Consider the following 23,771-nt stretch of genomic DNA (forward strand, 5'->3'; position numbering starts at 1 on the left):
GTAATCTTTCTATACAGCAGTGCATAATAAAAATTATGCATGATCTATTTCAATAAAATAAATCTTTCTTTTTTCTATGACAGGCATCGAAATATGGATTGGACGCACATTTGTGAGTACCCAAGCCCAATATCCCTCTTCCCAATACGATGCCATCGCCGAATCAAGCTCATCTTCTCTCCATGAGTGAATCGACTCAACATCAACCATAGCAACAGCATACCCCAACTCTTAATCGTCCTCGTGGATTAAATAGTGCTTATTTTCCACAATAATCAAATCTTTGAGTGACCATTGCTCTGGTCGCCAAAAACGGATCTCTAAGGTTTTATTTCCTTGAGAGATTTGTCGTCCCATCGGCGCAACAATCGATAAAGCTGGATAGATTTTTTCATTTTATCCCATAAAAAAGGAGCATCAATTGCTCCTTTTTATTTATGCTTCTGGCTTCTCAGGCTTATCTTCCGCCTGTTTGACGCGAATACCAGTGCCATGCAAACGTAGTGTATTAAGACCTTTAATGGCTTTAATCGCTTCACGTGCGTGTGGCATTTCAACAAAAGCAAAACCTTTCGATTTACCTGTTGCTGCATCAAGGATTAAATTACATGATGCAACTGTGCCATATTGCTTAAATAATTCAAGCAGTTCAGCTTCAGCCACTGTACGCTCTAAATTACGAACTAAAATTTTCATCTTACAACCTTCAAAAATAGGCAAAATCATCAAAAAGCAATCGCCTACGCTACTTTCTGAACATTGCACAACAAATACCACAATGTAATCTGTTTAGTTTAATCGAGATTAATCCCAAAATCTAAATTAATCGATTGGCGCTCAATTAAAGCACTCTTTACGGTTTGCTGACGAGGCTTATGGTGGGTTTCCATGCTACACAAATTTCGCGTCAGATCATTCAAAAAATAACTTTCGACTTTGCGCCCTTGCTCATCAATCACGTCTCGCGCCCACAGACTTAAATTTTGCTTGGTTAAAATCAGCTCATTCTGCGCACGGGTCAGCGCCACATACAAGACCCGACGCTCTTCTTCGACATCATTAAAATCACCTTGGGCACGGGCATGCGGATATTGCCCCGGAGTGACATTGACCACATAACAGACCTTTTGCTCTGTACCTTTGGCCGAGTGAATGGTAATCAGAGTGACGACATCGCTATCGGACTGGCGTTCAATTTCAGAAATCGACACAGGATCAAGCACATATTCCTCAAGGAACTCACTCAACTGGGTATGTTTAGACGCCAATTGTTTGATCAGCTCAAAGTCCCCTTGGCGGCGGTTCCAGTCTTTTTTATAATTTTCCGCCAATTGTACTTCAATCGCCTGAATACCCAAACTGACGCAAGCCTGTACTTCCTGTTTCAGCACCGTCATTTGCTTCATGATCAACACAGTTTCAGCTGGAATCCGCCCAAATTTCTCTAATTTATCAAAGATCAAATCAAACTCAGGCTCTAGTAAAAGTTGCTGAGCGAGACGACTTGCACCAACATCTCCCACCCCATTCCACAAGGTAAGAAAACGCATCCATGCAATATCATCGAGAGGATTGGCAATCACGCGTAGCAAGCTCAGTAAATCTTTCACATGTGCGGTTTCAAGCAGTTTCATGCCCCCAATAAAGCGATAGGGTACATTGGCCGTAATACATGCTGCCTCAATATGCCGTGCTGCAAAGCTGGAACGCACCAAAACCATATGATCCGACCATTTACTGCCTTGTAAGTAATGGCGCTCTTTAATGTCGATCGCAATCCATTTTGCTTCATCAAACTCATTTGGGAAAATGTGCATGCGAGGCTTCAAGCCCTCACCCCGATGAGCATCTAGGCGTTTGTTATATTGAATCTCAGATTGATCGAGCAGCCAATTGGAGAGGTCTAAAATTTCTTGGGTTGAACGATAGTTTTGCTCCAATTTAAACACCTGAGCATTCGGCACACGGTCTTTAAAATGGTGAATATTTTCAAAATCTGCCCCACGGAAACCATAAATCGACTGTGCATCATCACCGACACAGAACAAGCTTACTTTGTCTTTAAGCGGTTCAAGCAAGGCCCACTGCAAAGGATTGGTGTCCTGCATTTCATCGACCAGCATGTGTTTGCAGAGCGATGCCACATAGTCGGCTAAACCTTCTGACTGGTCGAGTGCTGAGGCCACGATCGCCAGAATATCGTCATAATCTAAAAAACTACGCGCACGTTTTCGTGTCTCGTACTCTTTCATGATTTCCGCAATTTGATCTTTAAAAGCCAGATGCTCAGGATGCTGTTTTTCTAAGGCATCACTCAACTTTTGACGCGTATTTCGTGCAAAAGAATATAGGTCACAGAGTTCTTGCGGTTTAGGCAGCTGATTGGGATTTTTCTTGTCATCTTTCCCACGAATCAGACGGAACATCATCAGTTGATCATCACGATCAATAATTGAAAACTGCTCTAAACCAAAGGCTTTCGGTACACGGCGCAGCAGATACATACAAAAAGTATGAAAAGTTGATGCACGCAGCCCTTTGGCTTGCTCACCTAAAGCCAACTCCACTCGCGCCACAATTTCACTGGCTGAACGACGAGTAAAGGTTAAAATTTGAATTTGGTTGGCAGGAATCCCTTGATCAATCAAGTATGCAGCTCGTGCCACAATGGTTTTCGTCTTGCCACAGCCAGCCCCTGCGAGCACCAGACTGTGTTGCGACTCAGTCCTGGCAGCTTGTTTTTGTTGCGGGTTTAATTCATCAATTAGGCTGGCTAAACTCATAATCACTCATCAATTCGTGGATGCTGCTAGTCTAACAAATCTATGACGTCAATATGAGGCTCCAGCAATGATTATCCATTTCTGTCTGAAATACACCTTCAGATCTATGACCCAGACCTTATGCTCGAACCGCTTACTGCCTCAAAAATTTAAAATTAAGCTTACTCAGTATGCTTTAAAAGCAAAAGTCGAGTGATGTCCTCACAACTATTTTGCAAATTCTGCTCTGCGTTTTTCAATGCTGTTGCTAAATCACAGTCAGGTTCATTGATCGAAACAATTTGACTAAACCCTTCATCAAATAATGCCTCAACATCCTCTCCGACACGTCCAGCAAAGGCAATCACTAGTTTATTCAACTGCTTGGCTAACTGAGCCACTGCCCACGGCGTTTTGCCTAACTTGGTTTGGAAGTCGATACTTCCTTCACCAGTAAAGACATAATCGGCTTGCTTTATTTTCTCCGCCAGTTGAGTTTGCTCAATCACCCACGTCGCGCCAGACTGAAGCATAGCGCCCGTAAAGGCCATTAAACCAAAACCTAGCCCACCTGCGGCGCCTGCCCCTGCAACATTACGTATCTGTAGATTAAGCTGTGTTTCCACCACATCGGCAAAATGACTCAAATTTCGATCCAACTTCTCAATCATCTCTGCGCTCGCCCCTTTTTGCGAGCCAAACACATGCGATGCACCCTGTGCTCCACACAGCGGATTAGTGACATCGGAGGCAATTAAAACTTGAATCCTTTGCAAGCGTGGGTCTAAAGCCTGCATATCGATCTGTTCAATATCTCGTAAATGACCACCACCAACGGGCACGTCCCGCCCTTGTGCATCTAAAAACCTTATTCCAAGTGCTTGTGCCATGCCACTGCCTGCATCATTGGTGACACTGCCTCCAAGTGCCAAAATAATTTTGGACACGCCTAGATCCAATGCATGCCGAATCATTTGCCCCGTTCCCAAAGTTGTGGTCAGCAATGGATTTCGCTGTGCGGGCTCAAGCAGATGAATACCATTAGCTTTGGCCATTTCAATAACAGCCGTTTGCCCGCCATCAAATAAGCCCCAATACGTTTTCACTCGTTGTGATGGCAAGGGCCCTGTCACCTCACATTCGACTTTTTGGCCAGCTAAAGATGTTAATAAAGCATCGACTGTGCCTTCGCCGCCATCTGCCATGGGTACATGTATACATACAGCATCAGGGATTATGTTTTGAATTCCGCGCTGCATCGCCGCACAGACCTGCTCTGCAGTCATACTTTCTTTGAATGAATCGGGCGCTAAAATAAAAGTTGTCATCATCCATAATTTTTTTAGAAAATTTAATTTATTAATAACACGATTTACTCTGTACACGACAAAAATAGATAACTCATTGAAATAATGTCACAATAATTGTTTTCTAACGACGAATACTATGACACATCTCAATGAGTTATATCTTATCTTAAACAAATCTCTAAAATGGAACAAGTCACATTTAAAGTGCTTTGCGCTCATCATGCTTGTGATTATTTTAAAGCAAACATGTAATCTTTCTTCTGCATCTAAAGCCTTGCCCATCAAGTGCTTACCACAATCATTTTATCGACGTATGCAGCGCTTCTTTGCAGGTCAGTATTTTGATTATCGTCAAATTTCTCAGTTGATTTTCAATATGTTTTCATTCGACCAAGTGAAACTGACTTTAGATAGAACCAATTGGAAATGGGGAAAACGAAATATTAATATCCTGATGCTCGCAATCGTTTATCGTGGAATAGCGATACCTATCCTTTGGACATTGCTTAATAAACGTGGAAATTCAGATACGAAAGAGCGTATTGCTTTGATTCAACGCTTTATAGCCATTTTTGGTAAAGACCGTGTTGTGAATGTGTTCGCAGACAGAGAGTTTATCGGTGAGCAGTGGTTTACATGGTTAATTGAACAAGACATCAACTTCTGCATTCGTGTTAAAAAAACTTCATTGTCACCAATCATTTAGGAAAGAATCATAAAATTAGTGATTTATTTCGCCATCTTAAAGTTGGTCAAATTGAATGTCGTAAACGACGGATTTTGGTTGGTCGGGTGAAACTATATATAAGTGCACTACAGTTAGAAAATGGAGAGCTTTTACTCGTCGTTTCTCCTCAGTTTAATGCCAATGCTATTCAGGATTATGCATTACGCTGGGAAATTGAAACCTTATTCAGTTGTCTCAAAGGACGCGGGTTTAATCTTGAAAATACGCGCTTGACAGACCCTAGACGAGTGAAAAAATTGATTGCGGTGTTAGCTATAAGCTTCTGTTGGTGTTACTTAACGGGTGAATGGCAACATAATCAAAAAAAAGCGATAAAAATAAAGAAGCATGGACGACTCTCAATGAGTTTATTTCGCTATGGTTTAGACTATGTTCAAATGGCGATTCAGCGTTTAATTGGTTTTGGGAAAAAAGAAGAGTTTAAGGAAATTTTGGCAATTTTAAGAAAGCAGAATCCTGATAGGATAAGGGTTCTGTGAAATTTGTCGTGTACAGAGCACGATTTATAAATTTCCCGCCCGCATTTTTCTCTTTTCATTGTCCTTGGCACAGTTCTTTGTGATTGAAACTGAATACATCTCGATAAAGACAAAATAGCCTCAATAATTTTTTAATTTTAGCCATCTCTGAATTTTACTGTACGCGTCACCAAAATGGCCACCATAGTCCATTTGGTTTTAATGCATAAATTAAACAAAGTGCGAATCAATTAGCCGATAAAATCATCACTAAACATTCAACGCTCTTTAAAAAAATAGGTGATGTATGCAACGAATCAACTTGGGAAAAGCCGCACCTGAACTGTATAAAACAGTATTAGAACTCGAAAATTTATCCATGCAAAAAGTCCAACAAGCAGGTCTTGAGATTGGGTTTTCACACTTGCTGAAACTAAGAGCCTCACAGATTAACCAATGCGCGTTCTGTGTGCGTATGCATACACAAGATGCCATGAAAGCAGGTGAATCAATGGAACGGATTGCCCTCATCAGTGTATGGCAAGAAAGTGGATATTTTTCCGAAAAAGAACGCGCCGCGCTGATTTTAATTGAAGAAATTACACTCATTGCCCAGCAACATTTCCCCGACTCGGCGTATCAAAAGGCAACAAAAATATTATCCGATGCAGAAGTTTCCGCTATTGAATGGATCGCAATTGTGATTAATACGTGGAATCGTATTGCGATTTCAAGTCAATATGCCGTCAATCCGTAAACCTGCCATTCAGTTTTGCACATGATATAAAGCACACAAAAAAAGGGAGCCTGCATGAGGCTCCCCTTTTTTTAATCATGCTTTATTCAGATTGGCTTGCTGGTGGAATCTGCTTAATGGCTGCCGCCAGAGTCAGATAATTAATCCCTTGGAATAAAATATCAAAAGCAAGGAATAAGCCCAGCACCCAAAATGGAGCATCTGGTGTGGTTAAAATCATAATACCTGCCAGTAGGGTTAAAACACCAGAGAAAAGTGTCCAGCCCCAACCTTGGAATGCTCGAAATAAGATTGCATTAAAGATACGAATGACCCCTGCAATAATCAGGAAAACCGCTAAAACACTGGTCAAGACAATGGCTGTTTTCACAGGTGTGCTAAATGCATAATAGCCCGCGACCAAATACAACACACCAAACAGTGCCCATAGCCAGCGGAAGCCACCCTCAAAAATCTTAAAAGCGGCGATGAAGTGTAGAACACCACCTATCATCATGAGCACGCCAAAGATAAACACCACAGATAAGGTGGCAAAAGGCAAAGCGGCCAAAAGGACGAAACCAAACAACACCAATAAAATCCCTAAACCCAAATACCATTTACGATTTTCATGGAGTTGATGGCGAACTAAATCATTACCGACTGTTTTCATCTTCTTCTCAAGTTTGATTTTCGTTCACTTAGTTTTAACATGTTTTGCAGCGAACTTGTAGGTTTGAGCTTATCCACACAATCAATCCATGCTGTGGATAAACTCAACATTATCCACAGTTACTTTTTCCACCCAATTTCAATCGCAGTGATCTCATTCACCAATGTTTCATCAATCGACTCAGGCATTTTACTCTGTGTTTGTGAGGTTGGAATGTGCCCGGCCATTAATTCAGCCTTGGCTTGAGGGAACAGCGGTTGTTGATTTGGATAAGCATAACCCGCAGGATACATCGGCTGTCCTGTGGCTAAGTCGTATTTATCACTGGCACCAAAGGCATGTAAAAGCTCATGTGCAAGCACGACTTTGTTTTGCTCGGTTTGCTTGGTCGAAGCAAATAAATTCACTGAACCGATGCGACCTTTTTGCAAAGCTGTCGAGTGTTTAAGCTCTTTGGTCAGTGCTGGGTCATAATAGTTCAAATACAAAGTAACAGTTGGTGCACCATCTGAACCTTGATGGTTTTTCCATGCATAATAACGGAACTTTAAGCTCCACAAGACCGTATCCAATAAACTTGCCTGCTCAGGCACTTTCGGCGGTAGCTGTTTGAGTTCGCGCCCAAGTTGGAAATAAATCGCAATCGGTTGGCCGCGATATGTCGCCGACATCTGCTCTAAATAACCCTGTACCCCTTTTAAGTTTGCAGGCGTCAATTGCTGTATATATTGCTGAGTTGTACCTTGTCCATCAGCATTAACTGGATGGAGTAATACAATAATAGGCTTGCTCCAATCTTGGTTCTGATCCCGATAAGCATTCAAAGCGACCACCAATAAAATCAGCAGTAAGATTAAAATACGAAGTTTTTTCCACATCTTTGATCCCCAATTTTTAATAATTTTTTATCACAATGATCAGCACATTACGTAATTTCTAAATGTATTATAGGTTGTTGTAATACAAAGTTTTCCCAAATAAAGTCGTATAATTTTCTTTGATTTGAAAATATAGCCAAAGTTTTAGCTTCAGATAAGCTGCACCACCGATATTCAGTATGCTCATGATTCAATAGAACAGATTGGTTTTCAGCACAGAAGCCAACAAATGCGGGAATCATTTCAATCACATTCAAGCTTGGCTCATAAAACTGCTCGATGTAATCTGCACTAAATAAACGTTGAGGCTGAATGGCTGTTTCTTCTTTGATTTCGCGAAGTATCGCTTGGCTGGCGGTCTCATTTTCTTCAACCTTTCCTGCGACATGGCACCAATAATCACCTTTAACACGCTTCATCAATAACAGTTTAATTTCACTCTCAATTTTTGACAGTAAAACTGCGGATACAACAACAGAGCGAATAGGAATCATACATTAACCAGAATCTTTTTTTATTTATAGATGTGCATCATATAAAAAATGCCCACCAAAGTGAGCATTTCTTGATTATTTCTAAGCAATTAAAACTTAAGCTTCAACCCATTTTCCCTCATTGAACACCAATGACCATTTGGTTTGCTTACCTTCAGGCGTTTCAGAACCAATATATTGCGCTTGATTCTTACGGCTAAATTTCACCAAAGTTGGATTCCCTTCAGGGTCAACATCAGGTGCTTGCAAAATAAACTGATACTTCGGATCGAGCTGATCGGCAACACTACGAAGTTCCGAAACTTTTGGTGCACGTGTTTCACGTACTTTCGGGAACTTACTTGCCGCCAAAAATAAACCAGCGGCCCCATCGCGTAATACAAAAAAGTCATCATGCTTGGTCGAGCGTAAATGTTCCATCTTAATCGGGTCTACACGCGGAGGTGCAGGTTGACCACTTTTTAAGACTTTACGTGTGTTATCGCAGCTTGAGCAAGCAAAATAAGGTCCAAAACGACCCGTCTTCAGCTGCATTTCCCCATCACACTTATCACATGGAATGGTTGGACCATCATAACCTTTGATTTTGAACTCACCTTCTTCAAGTTCAAAACCAGCACAGTCTGGGTTATTACCACAGACATGTAGCTTACGACCACCATCGATCACATAACTGTCCATCGCAGTTTCACAGATTGGACAGCGTTTTTTCGACATCAAATCTGCCGTTTCTGCTGCGTCATCATCAGAAAGTGCAGCAAGTGATTCAACTGGCGTTAAGTTCAAAGTGCCTTTACAACGCTCTTTCGGCGGTAAGTTATAGCCAGAGCACCCTAAGAAGACACCTGTGGTTCCCGTACGAATCTGCATTGGACGGTCACATTCTTTACAGTGAACCGCTTCCACCTCTACTGGTTGATTGCGGCGCATACCGCCTTCACCTTGCGCATTGGTCAGGCGTTTTTTAAAGTCGCCATAGAAGCTGTCGAGCAACTCTTTCCAATTGCGTTCGCCATCAGCCACTTTATCGAGCTGACCTTCTAAGTCCGCGGTAAAGTCATAGTTCATGAGGTTATTGAAACTTTCATCTAAACGATCAGTAACAATCTCACCCATTTTTTCTGCATACAGACGGCGGTTCTCGAGTTTGACATAACCACGGTCTTGAATGGTCGAAATAATCGCCGCATAGGTCGATGGTCGACCAATGCCCTTTTTCTCAAGCTCTTTCACTAAAGATGCTTCAGTAAAACGTGCAGGTGGCTTGGTAAAGTGTTGCGATGGATCTAATTTTTCAAGCTTCAGAATTTCACCCACTTTCACGGCAGGCAATAACACATCATCATCTGACTTGTTTTGACCACGGACTTTAGTGAAACCGTCAAAGACTAAGGTACGACCTTTGGCTTTAAGCTCAACACCGTTGGCATCCACTAAAATAGTCGATGACAAGTATTCGGCTGGTGTCATTTGACACGCGACGAATTGACGCCAGATCAAATCATACAAACGTTGTGCATCACGTTCCACACCCACCAAGCTGTCGCCTTTTAACGCCACATTCGATGGACGAATCGCTTCGTGGGCTTCTTGTGCACCCGCTTTGTTACCATAGCGGTTCGGCTTAGCAGGCAGATATTTCGCACCAAACTCGGTCTCAATATGATGACGTACCATATTCACCGCATCGTCACTCAAAAAGGTCGAGTCGGTACGCATATAGGTAATAAAACCCGCTTCATACAAACGCTGCGCCAACATCATGGTTTTCTTCACAGAGAAACCCAAACGTGTGCTAGCCGCTTGTTGTAAAGTCGAAGTGATATACGGCGCGCTCGGATTCACCTTGGTTGGTTTATCTTCACGTGCTGAAACTTTGTAATCTGCGTCTTTAATGAGCTTCAGTAAAGCATCAGTATCAGCTTTATTACGTAGCTTTAAGGCTTTACCCGCTTGTTTGACGGCTTCTAAACGAATCTCATCGGTCTGTGACTTAGTGTCTGCAAAAACTTGCCAGTATTCTTCGGGAATAAAGGCACGAATTTCACGCTCACGCTCAACCACCAGTTTAACTGCGACAGACTGAACACGACCTGCCGATAAACCACGGGCAATTTTTTCCCAAAGTAATGGCGAAATCATAAAGCCGACGACGCGGTCTAAAAAGCGGCGTGCTTGTTGCGCATTAACTTTATCGATATCAAGGCGTGCTGGATGCTTGAATGCATCTTGGATGGCATTTTTGGTAATTTCGTTGAACACCACACGTTGATAACGTGAGTCATCCCCACCAATCACTTCTTTTAAATGCCAAGCAATCGCTTCCCCTTCACGGTCCAAGTCCGTTGCGAGATAGACCTCGTCAACTTGCGAAGCAAGCTTTTTCAGTTCAGCAACCACATGCTCTTTGCCTGGAAGCACTTCATAATGTGCTTTCCAGTCATGCTCAGGATCAACCCCCATACGATTGACCAGTGCATTTTGTGCTTTTTCAGCTTTCTGAGCATCGGTCAGTTTGGTTCGTGTTGCTGGCTTCTTTTCTGCGGTCTTACTAGAACCACCTGTAGGTAAATCACGCACGTGACCCACAGACGACTTCACAATGTAATTCGAGCCTAAATATTTATTGATTGTTTTCGCTTTTGCAGGCGACTCCACAATCACTAAAGCACGCTTTTTCCCAGCCTCAGGAGAATCTGCTGTAGTACTTTTGGATGTGGACCGAGGAGCTTTCGCCATATTAACCGTTAATCCTGTTTCAATGGGTCTGTAAAATTAAAGTTCAGCCAAAGACTGTAAATATGCTTTCATGGCATCTAACTGGGTTGCTCTTAAGTCAGAATGCTCATCCCAATAGAGTCCCACGCAGTTTGCTTGCATATCAATAGCATAAATACCCTTTAATTCAATGGGTAAATGTTTAAACTTGTCATCACCTGTAATGAGCTCAAGCTGCTGATCAACAACGCGAGCACGCATTAAAGGTAGGCGTGCTTCTGGAATCAGAACGCTGTAGTACGCCACCATGCTGGCACGGTTTTCCGAAGCCATTGGTATTTTCGTCCAGTCAGGTGCTGCGACTAAACGCGGGTGTAAACCCATCTTGCGCGCTTTATCACGCATTTCACCTAAAGCTTTTTCTCTTGGACTTACACGAAGTCCAAAAATCGAGCCGAGGATGAATAAGATGATAAATCCGACAACCCAAATTCCAGTATTTTCCATAGCACAACCTTTTTATTCCTTTATTAGAGTTGCATAAGCACAATATAAAACGCAAGTTTGAACGATAAAATTAATTTAAGAACATTTCATGACTATATAGAACTTCATGTCCATTCCAGTAAATATAGCCTTTATCGAGTAACTCTTTCAGTAACATACGCACATCTGACTTCGGAAACATTTGCTCAAGCAAATCACGGAGCGCATAGATATCTTTGGGTTTATTGGTTTTTAACTCGCGCAGTTTTCGTGCGACCTCAAGCTGTACAGGGTCAATCTGTGCAAAGTTTTTAAACAACTCTTGTTGCGCGGACTGCGTATCTACAGTTGGTTCAAGCTTATCCGCGACACTGTCTTTTTGCAGTTGCTGTAGCGCTTGCTGCATGCTTTGCGGCTGTGAAATTGGGTCTTGTTCATCTAAATTCAGTGCCAACCACTGCTTCAACACTTTTTTACGAAAGCGAATCTGCTCATCATAGCGTTTGATGATTTTGAGATTAATCAACATCCCCAACACCCGCTGCGTCTTTTCAGGCACGAGTTGCAAAATATTACTTATTGAATTTTTTAGACCGTCCAATGTGTTCGGCTTACCTGACATTTTCCCCAAAGCATCACAATATTTTTTGACCATTTTTAAATAAGGCTGATTTTTGATGCTGTCTAAACTGGGAAGATGACGTTGACTTGGTACAGCTTCAGACTGAATGAGGATCAAATTGCTCTGAATATCCGAAGATTGCATTAAGTCCAAAAGTATTTCTGCTGTATTGACCGCAGAGATAATTTCAACCTGCGTCTCTGGCTCAAGCAAAGCCATTAACTGCCCCACCACCACGGCATATTCGAACTCTTTTTGCTCGGCTTTGGGCGTGTCTAAAATCACCACTTGACCACTACTGATCCAAGCAGCCAGTTCCGTCAAATCTTGCAATGCATACTCAAATTGACCTTGGCAATGAAACAAATACAAAGTCGGATAATGCTCCACAATCTCGCGCAACAATTTAGCCGTTGGAACATTATTTTCAAGGTCAAGAAGAACAACTTTTTGAGTCATAGGACAGTTTTTATGGGATGCACCAGAAAGCGGGTATTAGAGTAGGAACTGCATCAAAGGTCAAATGATTTCGTCAGTCAAATTGGGCTTTGAGTTGGGTAAAACAAAAAAAGAGACACGACTCAGCAATATCCACAACCCACATCACAGCTTTTTAGCCCCAGACAGCAAATGAACTTAATAATGTGGCGGGCGATCAGCCATCGGGTCAAATGTCGCAATTCCATCGGACAAATCTGAAGATTCAACACGTTGATACAAAATTTGCATTTGTTTTTTTAAATCAGCAATTTCCAGCCCTTGAATCACCAATTGCTCATTGAGTTGTTCAACTAAATCATCTAAAAATGCAATTCGGACTTGCAAATCTTCAATGGGTGCGGACAATGGCGCTTGATTATCAATATTTTGTTGTTTAGACACTTCAAGTCCTCATTTGAGATTTTTCAGGAAACATTATGGCCTATATTACTTTAAGGGATGTCCAACTTGCGTTTGGTGGACCTGCCTTGCTCGACGGCGCGAACTTTTCATTGGAGCGCGGTGAACGAGTGTGTTTAATTGGTCGTAATGGTGAAGGTAAGTCTACTTTACTTAAACTGATCGAGGGAAGTTTATTACCCGATTCTGGTGAAGTTTCTCTACAAAATGGCATCACCATTTCCATGTTGGCGCAAGACGTGCCGATGGACTCAGGCAAAGTGGCGGATATCGTGGCAGACGGCGCAGGTGAAGCCGCGGATGTACTCAGAGCCTATCATGAAGCCAGTGATGCTTGTGTACTTGGAGACATGGAAGCGTGTGACCGCATGGGTAACTTGCAACACAAACTAGATCAGTTAGATGGCTGGGCTTTAGAAACCAAAGTCAATTCTATTTTAAGTAAAATGGGCCTAGACCCAGATGCCGATTTGGCCGATTTATCGGGTGGTCGTAAGCGTCGTGTGCTGCTTGCTCGTGCGCTTCTTACCCAACCCGATGTACTATTGCTAGACGAACCAACCAACCATTTGGACGTTGAAAGTATTGAATGGCTCGAGAAGTTTTTACTTGATCAAAATAATTTAACTTTACTGTTCATCTCGCATGACCGTTCATTTGTAGACAGTATTGCAACTCGTATTGTAGAGCTCGACCGTGGCACTCTACGCAGCTATGAAGGTAACTACTCACGTTACCTCGAGCTGAAAGCACAGCAAATGGAAGCCGAGGAAAAGCAGAATGCACTGTTTGACAAACGTTTAGCTGAAGAAGAAGTGTGGATTCGCCAAGGCATTAAAGCGCGTCGTACGCGTAACGAAGGTCGTGTACGTGCCTTAAAAGAACTACGTGAACAATCAAAAGCCCGTCGCTCACAACAAGGCAAAGTCAGCATGGCGACACAAGACGCTAGCCGTTCAGGTAAAGTGGTCTTTGAAATTGAGAACTTAAGCGTTCGCTTTGGTCATGATGCGCCGATCATCAAAGACTTCTCTGCATTAGTGTTACGTGGTGACCGTATTGGTCTTGTTGGTGACAACGGTGTCGGTAAAACCACCCTCATTAAAGCCATTTTAGGCGAACAAGAACATACGGGTACGGTGAAAACTGGCACACAATTGGAAGTAGCTTACTTCGACCAATTACGTAATGCTCTCGACCTTGAAAAATCTGTCAAAGATAACGTTTCAGAAGGTTCTGACCATGTCGATGTGAATGGTAACCGTCGTCACATTTACAGCTATTTGCAAGATTTCTTGTTCTCACCAGAACGTGCGCGTACACCAGTCAAAGCCCTTTCAGGCGGTGAGCGCAACCGTATTCTTTTAGCTAAGTTACTACTTAAGCCATCGAACTTAATCGTGATGGACGAACCCACCAATGACTTGGATATGGTGACACTAGAGCTGCTAGAAGAAATGTTGTCTGACTACAAAGGCACTTTACTGCTTATTTCGCATGACCGTGCCTTTATGGATAACGTAGTAACCTCAACTTGGGTGTTCGATGGTAAAGGCAATATCGATGAATACATTGGTGGTTACCAAGATTACTTACAACAGCGACCAGACCAAACTGCGGTTGATCAAAAAAGTGCTGTGAAAAAAGCAGCGGCAAAAGCTGAAGCGAACGCAGCACCTGCTAAAAAAGTCAAACTCAGCTATAAAGATCAACGTGCACTTGAACAACTGCCTGCCGAAATGGAAGCACTGGAAAAAGAGCAAGCGGAAATCAATGCCTCACTTGCAGATGGTTCATTATTTATTTCAGATGCAGACAAGGCGATGACGTTGTCAAATCGTTTGACTGAAATTGATGAGCTATTGCTGGAAAAACTGGAACGTTGGGAAGAACTGGAAAATTTAACCAAATAATTTTTCGTAAACTCCATAAAAAAACTCCGCACAATGCGGAGTTTTTTTATATTTAACGCGGCTGACGATGCCCACCTCCGCTAGGATGTACGCCAGCACCTCCACCTGAATGTATCCCGCCCCCGCCAGGATGAGTTCCGCCACCACCTGAATGACTACCTCCTGGATGCAACCCACCTCCACCAGGCTGCCCTCCTCCTGGATGGATATGATCAGGATGTTGCCCTTCTGGATGTCCACCGCCATGACCATTAGGTGGTGGACGATGGTCTTCTAGTGGAAAGGGTGCATACCCAGTCCAACCAAACCCGTGATAATAATGATTATAATCATCATATGGACTATAGACACAGCCCGTTAAAGCAATAAATAGCACACCGCAACTGATAATGTTTTTTAGCATTTTTATCCCTCTGTTCTTATCTTTCTTCTTAGTATTGTGAATTTCACCCAAATTAAAACAAAACAAATGTTGCGAGATATTTAGACCCCGTTCTCCACTGAGCATGAATACAGTTTCACCCACCTCATAAAAACCATCACAACTTGATATGAGAAGGTCCTGTACAACAGGTTCATGGTGAAGATTGCATCTTCATTCTTGCTTCATGCTAAACTCGAAACATTCTCTTTTCAGCCTTTATCGCAATTTATGAGTTCGAAGCCAGACTATCAACCCGGTGAATTTCAGTGGTCTTTTCTGCATCCCAAATATTGGGGCGTTTGGATTGGTATCGTCTTTCTCATGATATTGGCGATTCTCCCATGGGCAATTCAACACCGACTGGCAACCCTCTTAGGCAACCTCAGTTTTAAATATTTGAAGTCGCGGCGTAAAACCACCATTCGTAATCTGGAAGTGTGTTTCCCTGAATGGTCGGCCCAAGAGGTCCTTGAAAATGCGCGTCTGGTTTTTGTCGATCAAATGCTGGGGGTCTTTGAAACGCTGAATGCGTGGTATAACCCAAAGTGGTTTACTGGCCGTGTCAGTATTGAAGGTTTAGAACATATTCAAAAAGCACAAGCAGAAGGTAAAGGTGCACTGCTTTTAGGAACCCACTCTACTTTGCTCGATGCGGGTGGTTATCTATGCGCGCAGTATTTTGAACCAGATGTGGTGTATCGCCCACAAAATAATACACTGCTGGATATGCTCATCTACCGCTGTCGTTCCACCATTTATGCACATCAAATCGATCATGATGACATGCGTGGTTTGGTCCGCAACTTAAAAAATGGCCATGCCATTTGGTATAGTCCAGATCAAGACTTTGGTTTAAAACAAGGTGTTATGGCACCTTTTTTTGGCGTTCCCGCAGCGACTGTTACAGCACATCGTCGCTTATTGAAAATGACCAAAGCCGCAGCCATCCCTCTGTATTTTTATCGTGATGGGGATATTAAAAACCCACAATACAAAGTGTTGATTGAACCTGCGGTGGAAAACTTACCCAGTGAAGATGAAGTCGATGATGCGACACGAGTAAATCAAATTATTGAAAATCAACTCCGTATTGCTCCAACTCAATATATGTGGTTCCACCGTCGCTTTAAAACTCGCCCTGCAGGCTATGACAAGATTTATTCTTAACAAAAAAAGGGCTGCTTAAAAAGTTGAACCCGAGTTCTGCGTCCTGCAAAACTCGGGTACATGAGGTTGTGCTTTCAACGTTATTCTTGTTTTATTCGGTGGCATTCCATACCTACATCATATCCATGATGATTTCCATCAGCTTCAACTTCCATACTGGGATGATCCATTCCCGCTCCATCTGCTGATGAGACTAGAATACGGGGATACTAAATGACTAACCATTCGTCAGATTCCCAAATCCCTGTAAGCCATATCCTACACTGATGAAATCCGAGCACCCCGTATGTTTACTGGTAATCTTTGGCAATTTTATCTGTAACCTGCTTACCTTCTCGTTCCGCTTTCTCAATTCCATCTTCAATCGCCTCTTGCGCTTCTTGCTCATCGGCTTCGGTTTGTTCCAGCTCTTCTTGTGCCAGCTCAAACACCCGACCTGTTTGTAGCACCACATATACAGGGAAATGATCTGAACCAATATGTGGTAAACGCTGCATCTGCACTAAGGCAAAATCCGTACTGTGAAAAACATGATCCAGTGACCAGCGCAACAAAGGATAGTCGGCATGAAAAGTATTGACAAAATGTCGTCCGACTCGCGGGTCTAGCAGCCCACTGATCCGTTGAAAAAGCCGTGTCGTGCGCGACCATGCCACATCATTCAAATCCCCCATCACAATGCAACTTTCATCCAAATCTTTAATCTGATCCCCGACTATCAATAATTCAGCATCACGTAAAGTAGAGTCTTTGGCTTCGGTCGGACTTGGCGGTTTCGGGTGTAAGCAGTACAGTTGCACTGGCTGTCCTGACCTTAAGATGACTGTGGCATGAATCGAAGGAATTTCATCGCTCAAAATAAACTTAACGTCAATATCTTTAAGCGCTAAACGACTGTACAAATGCATGCCATACAGATTATCCAAAGGCACTGCAACCCGATAGGGATAGTCATCTTCTAATACACTCAAGGCTTGTTCCCAATGTGCATCCGACTCTAAAGTCAAAATCAAATCCGGTTGATGCTGATGAATCTGTTGCAGCAATAAGTGATATTGAGTATTGGGCGTTAGTACATTCGACACAATTAAAGAAATCTGGCATTCTGGCTGTAACTCTGTTTTGGCAACCGTTTTGACCTGCTTTTTCCACATAAAGGTATAAGGCAACACCATTTTGAGTTGGTACGCCACTGCCGCAATCAACCCCAGCAAAATGACTTCACGCACCCAATTCCAAGGAGCATCCCAAACTAACATCAAGATAAATGCAATCAACCCCAATGCCAAAATCTGTAAGCGTGGAAAATCTGCGCCTCGAAACCACCATTCATCTCGTGGAATCAGTGACCAGAAGCTTAACCAAATCACAACACATGCCAGCAACTCAACCCGGATCATAGATACCCACTCTTATATTCTTAATTTTTTGTAGATTCATAAATTAATATCAATTTTGCATGTAACATAAACAAGATATATTGCACAATATAATTGCTGTTTTCATTGTGTAGTGCTTGCAGTTAAGCGCTCTTTTGATACACTCGAATCCCCTTTTAATTTTTAACGCACCGAGGCAAAGTGACATGAAAGTAGGTCTGGTCGGTTGGCGCGGGATGGTTGGTTCCGTCCTTATGCAACGTATGGTTGAAGAGAATGATTTTGCTCATTTTGAGCCATTTTATTTCTCTACCAGTAATGCAGGCGGTGAAGCGCCTGCGTTTGGCGGTAAAACTGCCCCAGCACTTATGGATGCATCAGACATTAACAGTCTGAAGCAAATGGATGTCATTATTACCTGCCAAGGTGGCGACTATACCTCAGAAGTTTTCCCGAAGCTCAAAGCAGAAAACTGGACAGGCTATTGGATTGATGCGGCATCTACACTTCGTATGGAAGATGAAGCCATTATCGTGCTTGACCCTGTCAACATGAACGTGATTAAAGATGGTTTAGTGAATGGCACCAAAACATTCGTGGGCGGTAACTGTACAGTTTCACTGATGCTGATGGGCTTAGGTGGTTTATTCCAAAACAATTTAGTGGAATGGGCAACCTCGATGACTTATCAAGCAGCATCGGGTGCTGGTGCGCAAAATATGCGTGAACTCATCTCTGGTATGGGCTATTTGTACAACAACACCAAAGATTTGTTAGATGACCCACGCTCTCCAATTCTAGATATCGACTCTAAAATTGCGGAATTACAACGTGGCGAAGGTTTCCCTTCAGCAAACTTTGGCGTGCCATTAGCAGGCTCACTCATTCCTTATATCGACAAACAATTAGACAGCGGTCAGTCGAAAGAAGAATGGAAAGGTCAAGTTGAAACCAACAAGATCTTGGGCAACCAGCAAATCGTTCCGATTGACGGTCATTGTGTGCGTATTGGTGCGATGCGTTGTCACTCTCAAGCTTTAACATTAAAGCTGAAGAAAGACGTGCCTCTCGATGAAATCGAAGATATGTTACGTAGCGCAAACCAATGGGCAAAAGTGGTTCCAAATACCCGTGAAGCGTCTATGACGGACTTAACACCTGTGGCTGTAACAGGCACATTAACAGTTCCTGTTGGTCGTCTACGCAAATTGAATATGGGCAAAGAGTACTTAGGTGCTTTCACTGTCGGTGATCAATTGCTTTGGGGTGCTGCGGAACCCTTACGTCGTATGCTCCGTATCCTGATTGACTACAAAAATACTTAAGCATTTACCCGCTAAAGTATTAAGCCGATCACACTTGATCGGCTTTTTTTTTGTAACCTCAATGTTAACGTTTTACAAATAACACACAACTCGCTAATCTATAATTTTCGCTTTGCGATCTGTGACCGAGCTAAAGATTAAGATGACCGTAAATAACAAATTAAAGATAGCCATTTTAGCCATTATTGCTTCGCAAAATGTGAATGCGATCACTGTTGATCCTATTCAAATTCAATCTGCACCTGGGGAACTGTTGTATGCAGAATTGAACTTTCACGATGCCGATCCGAATGCTCCGATTCAAGCCAGTCTAGCCAGCGCAGAAGATTTAATGTCTCTTGGTGTCATGCATCAGCCGCCCAGTAATCTGAACTTTTTTACCCGTCGTACCAGCGCCAGTACAGGTGTGATTACGATTACTTCTTCACGCCCTTTAACTGAAGCGGAACTGAACATTGTCGTCAAAATCAAAGAAGGCAATGCGGCACGGCTACAACATATTAAAACAGCCAATAAACGCTCGGCAGCACTTCAAGCCCGTACGAATAATAATGAAAAAGCCTTAAAACCGGTGGTGATTGTCAACGAAAAAGATATTGCGCTGAACTTACCTGTTAGCACACAATTCAATAGCTTAAAAACAACAGCTGCGCCGACGACAAACACGACACCACTCAAACTCAATAACCATACCCCACCAAGCATGAGTGCGACCGCTATTACAGCGCCAACGCAAGTTATTTCAGTAGCGTCTACACAAATTGCAGCAGCTGCTCAAACATCAACTCCACGTGCTGAACCGATTACTCAAGCGAAAAAATCGGCAGATCCGTTAGTGCAAAAGTATGCCGATTCAGTTCAAAAATCAGATGCACCCATTTCTGCACAGGCCAGCCCACAAACTAGTCCATCGACAGCAAAAACAGCACCTGCTGCCCCTGCAACTACTGCACGCCAAGCCGCACCTCAAAGTGCCCATGTAGTTCGGTCGAATGAATCTCTATGGGGCATTGCATCGCGTATTGCTGCTGAAGAAAACCGTCCTGTCGGTGAAGTCATGCAACAAATTAAAGCCAAGAATGAACATGCCTTTATTCAAGGGGACGTAAACCGCTTACGTCGTGGTGCTAACCTCAATTTAACGGGTCTACAAACAGCAAAATCAGAACAAAAAGTCTCCGTTTCATCACTTCCAAAACAAAGTTCACAGCAATCCGGCAAGGCGAAATACCGCCTCAATCAAGCCGAGATGAGTTTGGTTGCAGAGAAAGAGCAAGATTCAAGCCACGGTTCTGCCAAGAAGTCGACAGAAAAGAATCAAACATCAAACGAGTTGTCATTAAAAGTTATGACATCCCGTGAAAAAACCGTTAAATTACAGAGAAACGTAACACAATTAGAAGTGGCACTTAATCAGAAAGATCAGAGAATTCAATTACTAAACGCTCGTCTTGCACAATTGCAACAACAATTGAAAGCACAACAAACTGAGAAAAAGCCAACACACTAAAGTGTTATTTTGATTATTTGATTTTGGATGAACTTGCACAAAGACAAGTTCAAAAGGGGTAAAACATGCTTATTTATGTGATTCCATTTATCTTACTATTGGTTGTTGCCATAGTCTTAAAAAAGCGTGAGGCGAGTAAAGAAGCAGAACCAAAAACTCAAAAAGCGGTTGTTGCAAAAAACAAAGCCAAAAAAACCAGTTCGTCTAAAAAATCCCCGCAACAAACTCAAGTCGTTGAAGATGTTGTTGCTAAAAAAGCCACGACACCACTCGCCACAGATCTACGTAATAGAATTGAAGGTCAAATTCGCGACCGCAATTTCTTCTCAGCTGAAGCACAAATCAACCAAGCCCTAAATAAAGACAATTCACAACACGAATTATATTTACTGCTGCTCGATATTCACTTGCTCCAAAAAGATGAGTTTGCCATTAGCCAATTGCTGAATCATTTACGTTCTTTAGAACTGGATGATATTTTGGCGCAAGCAGAAGCCAAAAAATCGGATTACGACCAATTACATCAAAATAGCCGTGACACGATTGAGTTTAAACCAACTGAAATTACGCCATCTGCACCAAAACCTGTAGAAGCAACCAATACTGCGGACTTTGATGCCCTGATGTCATCAAATAATCCTGCGCCCGCTCCTGTGCAGGCTTCTGTTGTTGAACCGGTTCAAGACATTAAACCGCTTGATTTTGATACCTCAGCATTTACCACCACAACAACAGCTCAACCTGAACCGAGCATCGAAGTTCAAAGCTTAGATTTTGATATTTCTAGTTTAAATACGCCAACGGCAGAACCAGCCAAACCTGCTGAAGAACTTAAACCGCTCGATTTCGGTTCACTCTCTTTAGAAAGCACGCCGGCTCAACCAGCAGAAACTGCTGCAGCCGACATCCAACCTTTAGATTTTTCGTTCAATCTCGACACAGCGCCTACAACAGCGCCAGAAGCAGAAACTTCGCCGGCTGCTGTAGATGAGCGTCCTGAATTTACATTTGATTTTTCAAGCGAATCCACAGCTGAAGCAGTAAAAGACATCCCTGCTTTTTCTTTTGATACGGTTAGCTCAAGTGAAGCGATAGTAGAAGAAACACCAGCAGTTGTTACGCCAAGCCTCAGTTTTAGTCTAGAGTCTACTGCACCTGCCAATACGGTGGATCAAAGCGATCCTCTGGTACAGTCTTTCCCTCAACTGAACGAAGTCAATGAAATACACTTAAACATTGAATTGGCTGAACAATACATTCAACTCGGCGCTTTCGAAGCTGCACGTGAAATTTTGGTTGAACAAGAACCAAGTTACTCTACGGAACAACGTCAGCAAGTAGAACAGTTACTGAGTCGCATAGCATACTAAGCCATTTCGTTTTAAACTAAAGCAGTCATCACCGACTGCTTTTTTTATAATGAAAAAAATTGCGCTTATCTATATGGGTGGAACCTTTGGCTGTATTGGCGAACCCTTACAACCAATGCCTGCCGAAGACTTTATTCCCAAGCTCACACATGTCTTGCCGATTCATCTCGACATTGAATGTTTTATTGCACCCGTCATTAAAGACAGTAGCGCCTGTACGGCTGCAGACTGGTTATTGCTGATTCAGCAGATTCAACAATTACAACTGCAACAATTCCAGCATTTTGTCGTGATTCATGGCACAGATACCTTAAGCTATGCCAGTGCTGTCGCCGCACACTTTATCGCAGACTCCGCACGTGTGGTTTTCACGGGTAGCCAATATCCATTGCTGAATGTACAAGGTACAGATACGCGTGAATTTAGCGATGCGATTAGTAATTTGAATTTTGCCTTAGATGCGGTGATGAAACATCCTGTCGGAGTGTATCTGGCTTTTCATCAACAGGTATTGCATGCGCAAACCGCGTTAAAACGACATACCACAGAACTGGATGCTTTTACAGGCGTCATGGCTGAACAGCCGATTCCACATAGCTTAAAAACACACATAGTACAAACAGGTGATGTAGAACAATCCCACCAGTTCAATTGCCTCAATCTGATGATGCAACCTGTTGCCTTAGCGCAACAATTGCAGAATTTGAAAAACCTGCTTACAGCCCCACCACATTTCCTCATTTTGCAAGGTTTTGGAACGGGTAATTTAGCTGTGAATGCCGAGTTGATAGCACTTTTCGATGAATTTTACGCACAAGGCTGTGTTGTTATCTTAAGCACCCAAGTTCCTTTCGGCCGTACTGATCAGCGCTATGCAGTTGCCGCGTGGACAACTCAGGCCAAAATAATTGTTAGTGATTGCCTCGGGCATGCAGATCTGTATGCCAAAGCCCTCAAAATGTATTTACAATACCCCAGCGCTGAAGCACGCTTCAGCCATTGGCATGATTTGGGTTAATTTGAGGTACATATGCAACGTTTTGCAATCGGCATTGAGTTTTGTGGAACACACTATCGTGGTTGGCAAACCCAACAAACAGGTGTGATCAGCGTACAAGAGACGATTGAACAAGTACTCTCTAAAATTGCCAATGAGCCGATTAGCTTACATGGTGCAGGTCGTACCGATGCAGGCGTCCATGCCACCAATATGGTGGCGCATTTTGATAGCTCGGCACTTCGTTCAGAGCGCGGTTGGTTGATGGGTAGCAATAGCCAACTGCCAAAAGATATCTCGATCCAGTGGATCAAAGCGATGGATCAAGACTTTCATGCACGTTTCAAAGCGCAGGCACGTCGTTATCGCTATGTGGTCTATAACTACCCGCAACGTCCTGCTCTTATGCATAAACAAGTCACACACGCTTATTACGCACTAGATGTGGCAAAGATGATGCAAGCTGCGCAAAAGTTCGAAGGTACGCATAATTTTGAAAGCTTCCGTGCAGCCGCATGCCAATCCAATCAACCTGTGCGCCATGTCAGCCATTGTCGCTTAATTCAACATGGACCATATTTGGTACTCGACATTCAGGCCGATGGCTTCTTGCACCATATGGTCCGTAATATCATGGGCTGCTTACTGGAAATTGGTCAAGGTATGTATGAAGTCGAGCATATTGAGGCTATTTTCGCAGCAGAAGACCGTAAAGCCGCAGGTATTACTGCCCCTCCTGATGGGCTATATTTCATTCATGCCGACTATCCAGCGCAGTTTGAGCTACCTAAGCAGCCGCTTGGGCCGCACTGGCTCAATATGCCTGAATAATTTATTTTTAGATCCTCCACCTAACCGGCTTTTTCAAAGGAGGGGAGAAATTCCTCCCTTTTATAAAGGG

21 protein-coding genes and 1 pseudogene are annotated in these 23,771 nt (G+C 42.9%); 9 read left to right on the top strand and 13 right to left on the bottom strand.

Features of this window, described 5'->3' with window-relative positions; genetic code table 11:
* Positions 1 to 33 precede the first annotated feature (33 nt).
* The 4 genes and pseudogenes from F986_RS04270 to F986_RS04285 form a co-directional block, all read right to left on the bottom strand.
* Positions 34 to 357 (bottom strand): annotated as a pseudogene (locus tag F986_RS04270) (ASCH domain-containing protein).
* Between the two features lie 78 nt (positions 358 to 435).
* A complete protein-coding gene (locus tag F986_RS04275) occupies positions 436 to 696 on the bottom strand; it encodes an RNA recognition motif domain-containing protein (protein WP_004692489.1) in 261 nt (86 codons plus the stop codon).
* Between the two features lie 98 nt (positions 697 to 794).
* Entirely contained in the window at positions 795 to 2,783 is a 1,989-nt protein-coding gene (locus F986_RS04280; protein WP_004692491.1) for an ATP-dependent helicase, read from the bottom strand.
* A 161-nt stretch (positions 2,784 to 2,944) separates the two neighbouring features.
* Positions 2,945 to 4,090 carry a glycerate kinase gene (locus F986_RS04285; RefSeq protein WP_004692497.1) on the bottom strand — a complete coding sequence of 382 codons (1,146 nt, stop codon included), beginning with the start codon at positions 4,088 to 4,090 and terminating at the stop codon, positions 2,945 to 2,947.
* A gap of 118 nt (positions 4,091 to 4,208) precedes the next feature.
* Between F986_RS04285 and F986_RS18205 the strand changes: the two genes are divergently transcribed.
* Both F986_RS18205 and F986_RS04300 read left to right on the top strand, forming a co-directional pair.
* A protein-coding gene (locus F986_RS18205) for an IS4-like element ISAba1 family transposase (RefSeq protein ID WP_100222788.1) occupies positions 4,209 to 5,299 on the top strand; the annotation gives its coding sequence in 2 pieces (ribosomal slippage) (positions 4,209 to 4,749 and positions 4,749 to 5,299; 1,092 coding nt in all).
* Between the two features lie 286 nt (positions 5,300 to 5,585).
* Entirely contained in the window at positions 5,586 to 6,035 is a 450-nt protein-coding gene (locus F986_RS04300) for a carboxymuconolactone decarboxylase family protein (protein WP_004692501.1), read from the top strand.
* Between the two features lie 82 nt (positions 6,036 to 6,117).
* On the opposite strand, the gene F986_RS04305 is transcribed toward F986_RS04300, so the two are convergent.
* The 7 genes from F986_RS04305 to F986_RS04335 all read right to left on the bottom strand — a co-directional run bounded on the left by F986_RS04305 (position 6,118) and on the right by F986_RS04335 (position 12,767).
* Positions 6,118 to 6,687: an HdeD family acid-resistance protein gene (locus F986_RS04305; RefSeq protein WP_004692502.1), complete on the bottom strand. Its 570-nt coding sequence runs from the start codon at positions 6,685 to 6,687 to the stop codon at positions 6,118 to 6,120.
* A gap of 119 nt (positions 6,688 to 6,806) precedes the next feature.
* On the bottom strand, positions 6,807 to 7,565 hold the full coding sequence (locus F986_RS04310; RefSeq protein WP_004692504.1) for a hypothetical protein: 759 nt from the start codon (positions 7,563 to 7,565) through the stop codon (positions 6,807 to 6,809).
* A gap of 47 nt (positions 7,566 to 7,612) precedes the next feature.
* Entirely contained in the window at positions 7,613 to 8,059 is a 447-nt protein-coding gene (locus F986_RS04315) for an NUDIX hydrolase (protein WP_004692506.1), read from the bottom strand.
* Between the two features lie 96 nt (positions 8,060 to 8,155).
* Positions 8,156 to 10,798 carry a type I DNA topoisomerase gene (gene topA / locus F986_RS04320; RefSeq protein WP_004692508.1) on the bottom strand — a complete coding sequence of 881 codons (2,643 nt, stop codon included), beginning with the start codon at positions 10,796 to 10,798 and terminating at the stop codon, positions 8,156 to 8,158.
* 36 nt (positions 10,799 to 10,834) lie between these two features.
* Positions 10,835 to 11,284 carry an ammonium transporter gene (locus F986_RS04325; RefSeq protein WP_004692510.1) on the bottom strand — a complete coding sequence of 150 codons (450 nt, stop codon included), beginning with the start codon at positions 11,282 to 11,284 and terminating at the stop codon, positions 10,835 to 10,837.
* A 70-nt stretch (positions 11,285 to 11,354) separates the two neighbouring features.
* Positions 11,355 to 12,344 carry a hypothetical protein gene (locus F986_RS04330; RefSeq protein ID WP_004692511.1) on the bottom strand — a complete coding sequence of 330 codons (990 nt, stop codon included), beginning with the start codon at positions 12,342 to 12,344 and terminating at the stop codon, positions 11,355 to 11,357.
* 177 nt (positions 12,345 to 12,521) lie between these two features.
* Positions 12,522 to 12,767 (bottom strand): SlyX family protein, encoded by a 246-nt coding sequence (locus tag F986_RS04335; RefSeq protein WP_004692513.1) that lies wholly within the window; start codon positions 12,765 to 12,767, stop codon positions 12,522 to 12,524.
* Between the two features lie 35 nt (positions 12,768 to 12,802).
* Here F986_RS04335 and F986_RS04340 point away from each other — a divergent pair, with 35 nt between their 5' ends.
* Entirely contained in the window at positions 12,803 to 14,698 is a 1,896-nt protein-coding gene (locus tag F986_RS04340; protein ID WP_004692515.1) for an ATP-binding cassette domain-containing protein, read from the top strand.
* 52 nt (positions 14,699 to 14,750) lie between these two features.
* On the opposite strand, the gene F986_RS04345 is transcribed toward F986_RS04340, so the two are convergent.
* Positions 14,751 to 15,101, bottom strand: coding sequence for a hypothetical protein (locus F986_RS04345; protein WP_004692516.1), 351 nt, complete (start codon positions 15,099 to 15,101; stop codon positions 14,751 to 14,753).
* Positions 15,102 to 15,350: 249 nt separating this feature from the next.
* Between F986_RS04345 and F986_RS04350 the strand changes: the two genes are divergently transcribed.
* On the top strand, positions 15,351 to 16,289 hold the full coding sequence (locus tag F986_RS04350) for an LpxL/LpxP family acyltransferase (protein ID WP_026056504.1): 939 nt from the start codon (positions 15,351 to 15,353) through the stop codon (positions 16,287 to 16,289).
* Between the two features lie 290 nt (positions 16,290 to 16,579).
* On the opposite strand, the gene F986_RS04355 is transcribed toward F986_RS04350, so the two are convergent.
* Complete coding sequence (locus F986_RS04355) at positions 16,580 to 17,689, bottom strand: endonuclease/exonuclease/phosphatase family protein (RefSeq protein WP_004692519.1); 1,110 nt, start codon at positions 17,687 to 17,689, stop codon at positions 16,580 to 16,582.
* A 185-nt stretch (positions 17,690 to 17,874) separates the two neighbouring features.
* Here F986_RS04355 and asd point away from each other — a divergent pair, with 185 nt between their 5' ends.
* From asd to truA, 5 genes are all read left to right on the top strand, one after another.
* Positions 17,875 to 18,993 carry an aspartate-semialdehyde dehydrogenase gene (gene asd, locus F986_RS04360; RefSeq protein ID WP_004692521.1) on the top strand — a complete coding sequence of 373 codons (1,119 nt, stop codon included), beginning with the start codon at positions 17,875 to 17,877 and terminating at the stop codon, positions 18,991 to 18,993.
* A 142-nt stretch (positions 18,994 to 19,135) separates the two neighbouring features.
* On the top strand, positions 19,136 to 20,503 hold the full coding sequence (locus tag F986_RS04365) for a type IV pilus assembly protein FimV (protein ID WP_004692523.1): 1,368 nt from the start codon (positions 19,136 to 19,138) through the stop codon (positions 20,501 to 20,503).
* 65 nt (positions 20,504 to 20,568) lie between these two features.
* The gene (locus F986_RS04370) at positions 20,569 to 21,873 is read left to right on the top strand and encodes a hypothetical protein (protein WP_004692525.1); all 1,305 of its coding nucleotides are present in this window, start codon (positions 20,569 to 20,571) and stop codon (positions 21,871 to 21,873) included.
* Positions 21,874 to 21,922: 49 nt separating this feature from the next.
* Positions 21,923 to 22,891: an asparaginase gene (locus F986_RS04375; RefSeq protein WP_004692526.1), complete on the top strand. Its 969-nt coding sequence runs from the start codon at positions 21,923 to 21,925 to the stop codon at positions 22,889 to 22,891.
* Between the two features lie 12 nt (positions 22,892 to 22,903).
* Positions 22,904 to 23,701: a tRNA pseudouridine(38-40) synthase TruA gene (gene truA / locus F986_RS04380; RefSeq protein WP_004692527.1), complete on the top strand. Its 798-nt coding sequence runs from the start codon at positions 22,904 to 22,906 to the stop codon at positions 23,699 to 23,701.
* Positions 23,702 to 23,771: the final 70 nt, after the last annotated feature.

Source organism: Acinetobacter johnsonii CIP 64.6, assembly GCF_000368045.1.
Taxonomy (GTDB): domain Bacteria; phylum Pseudomonadota; class Gammaproteobacteria; order Pseudomonadales; family Moraxellaceae; genus Acinetobacter; species Acinetobacter johnsonii.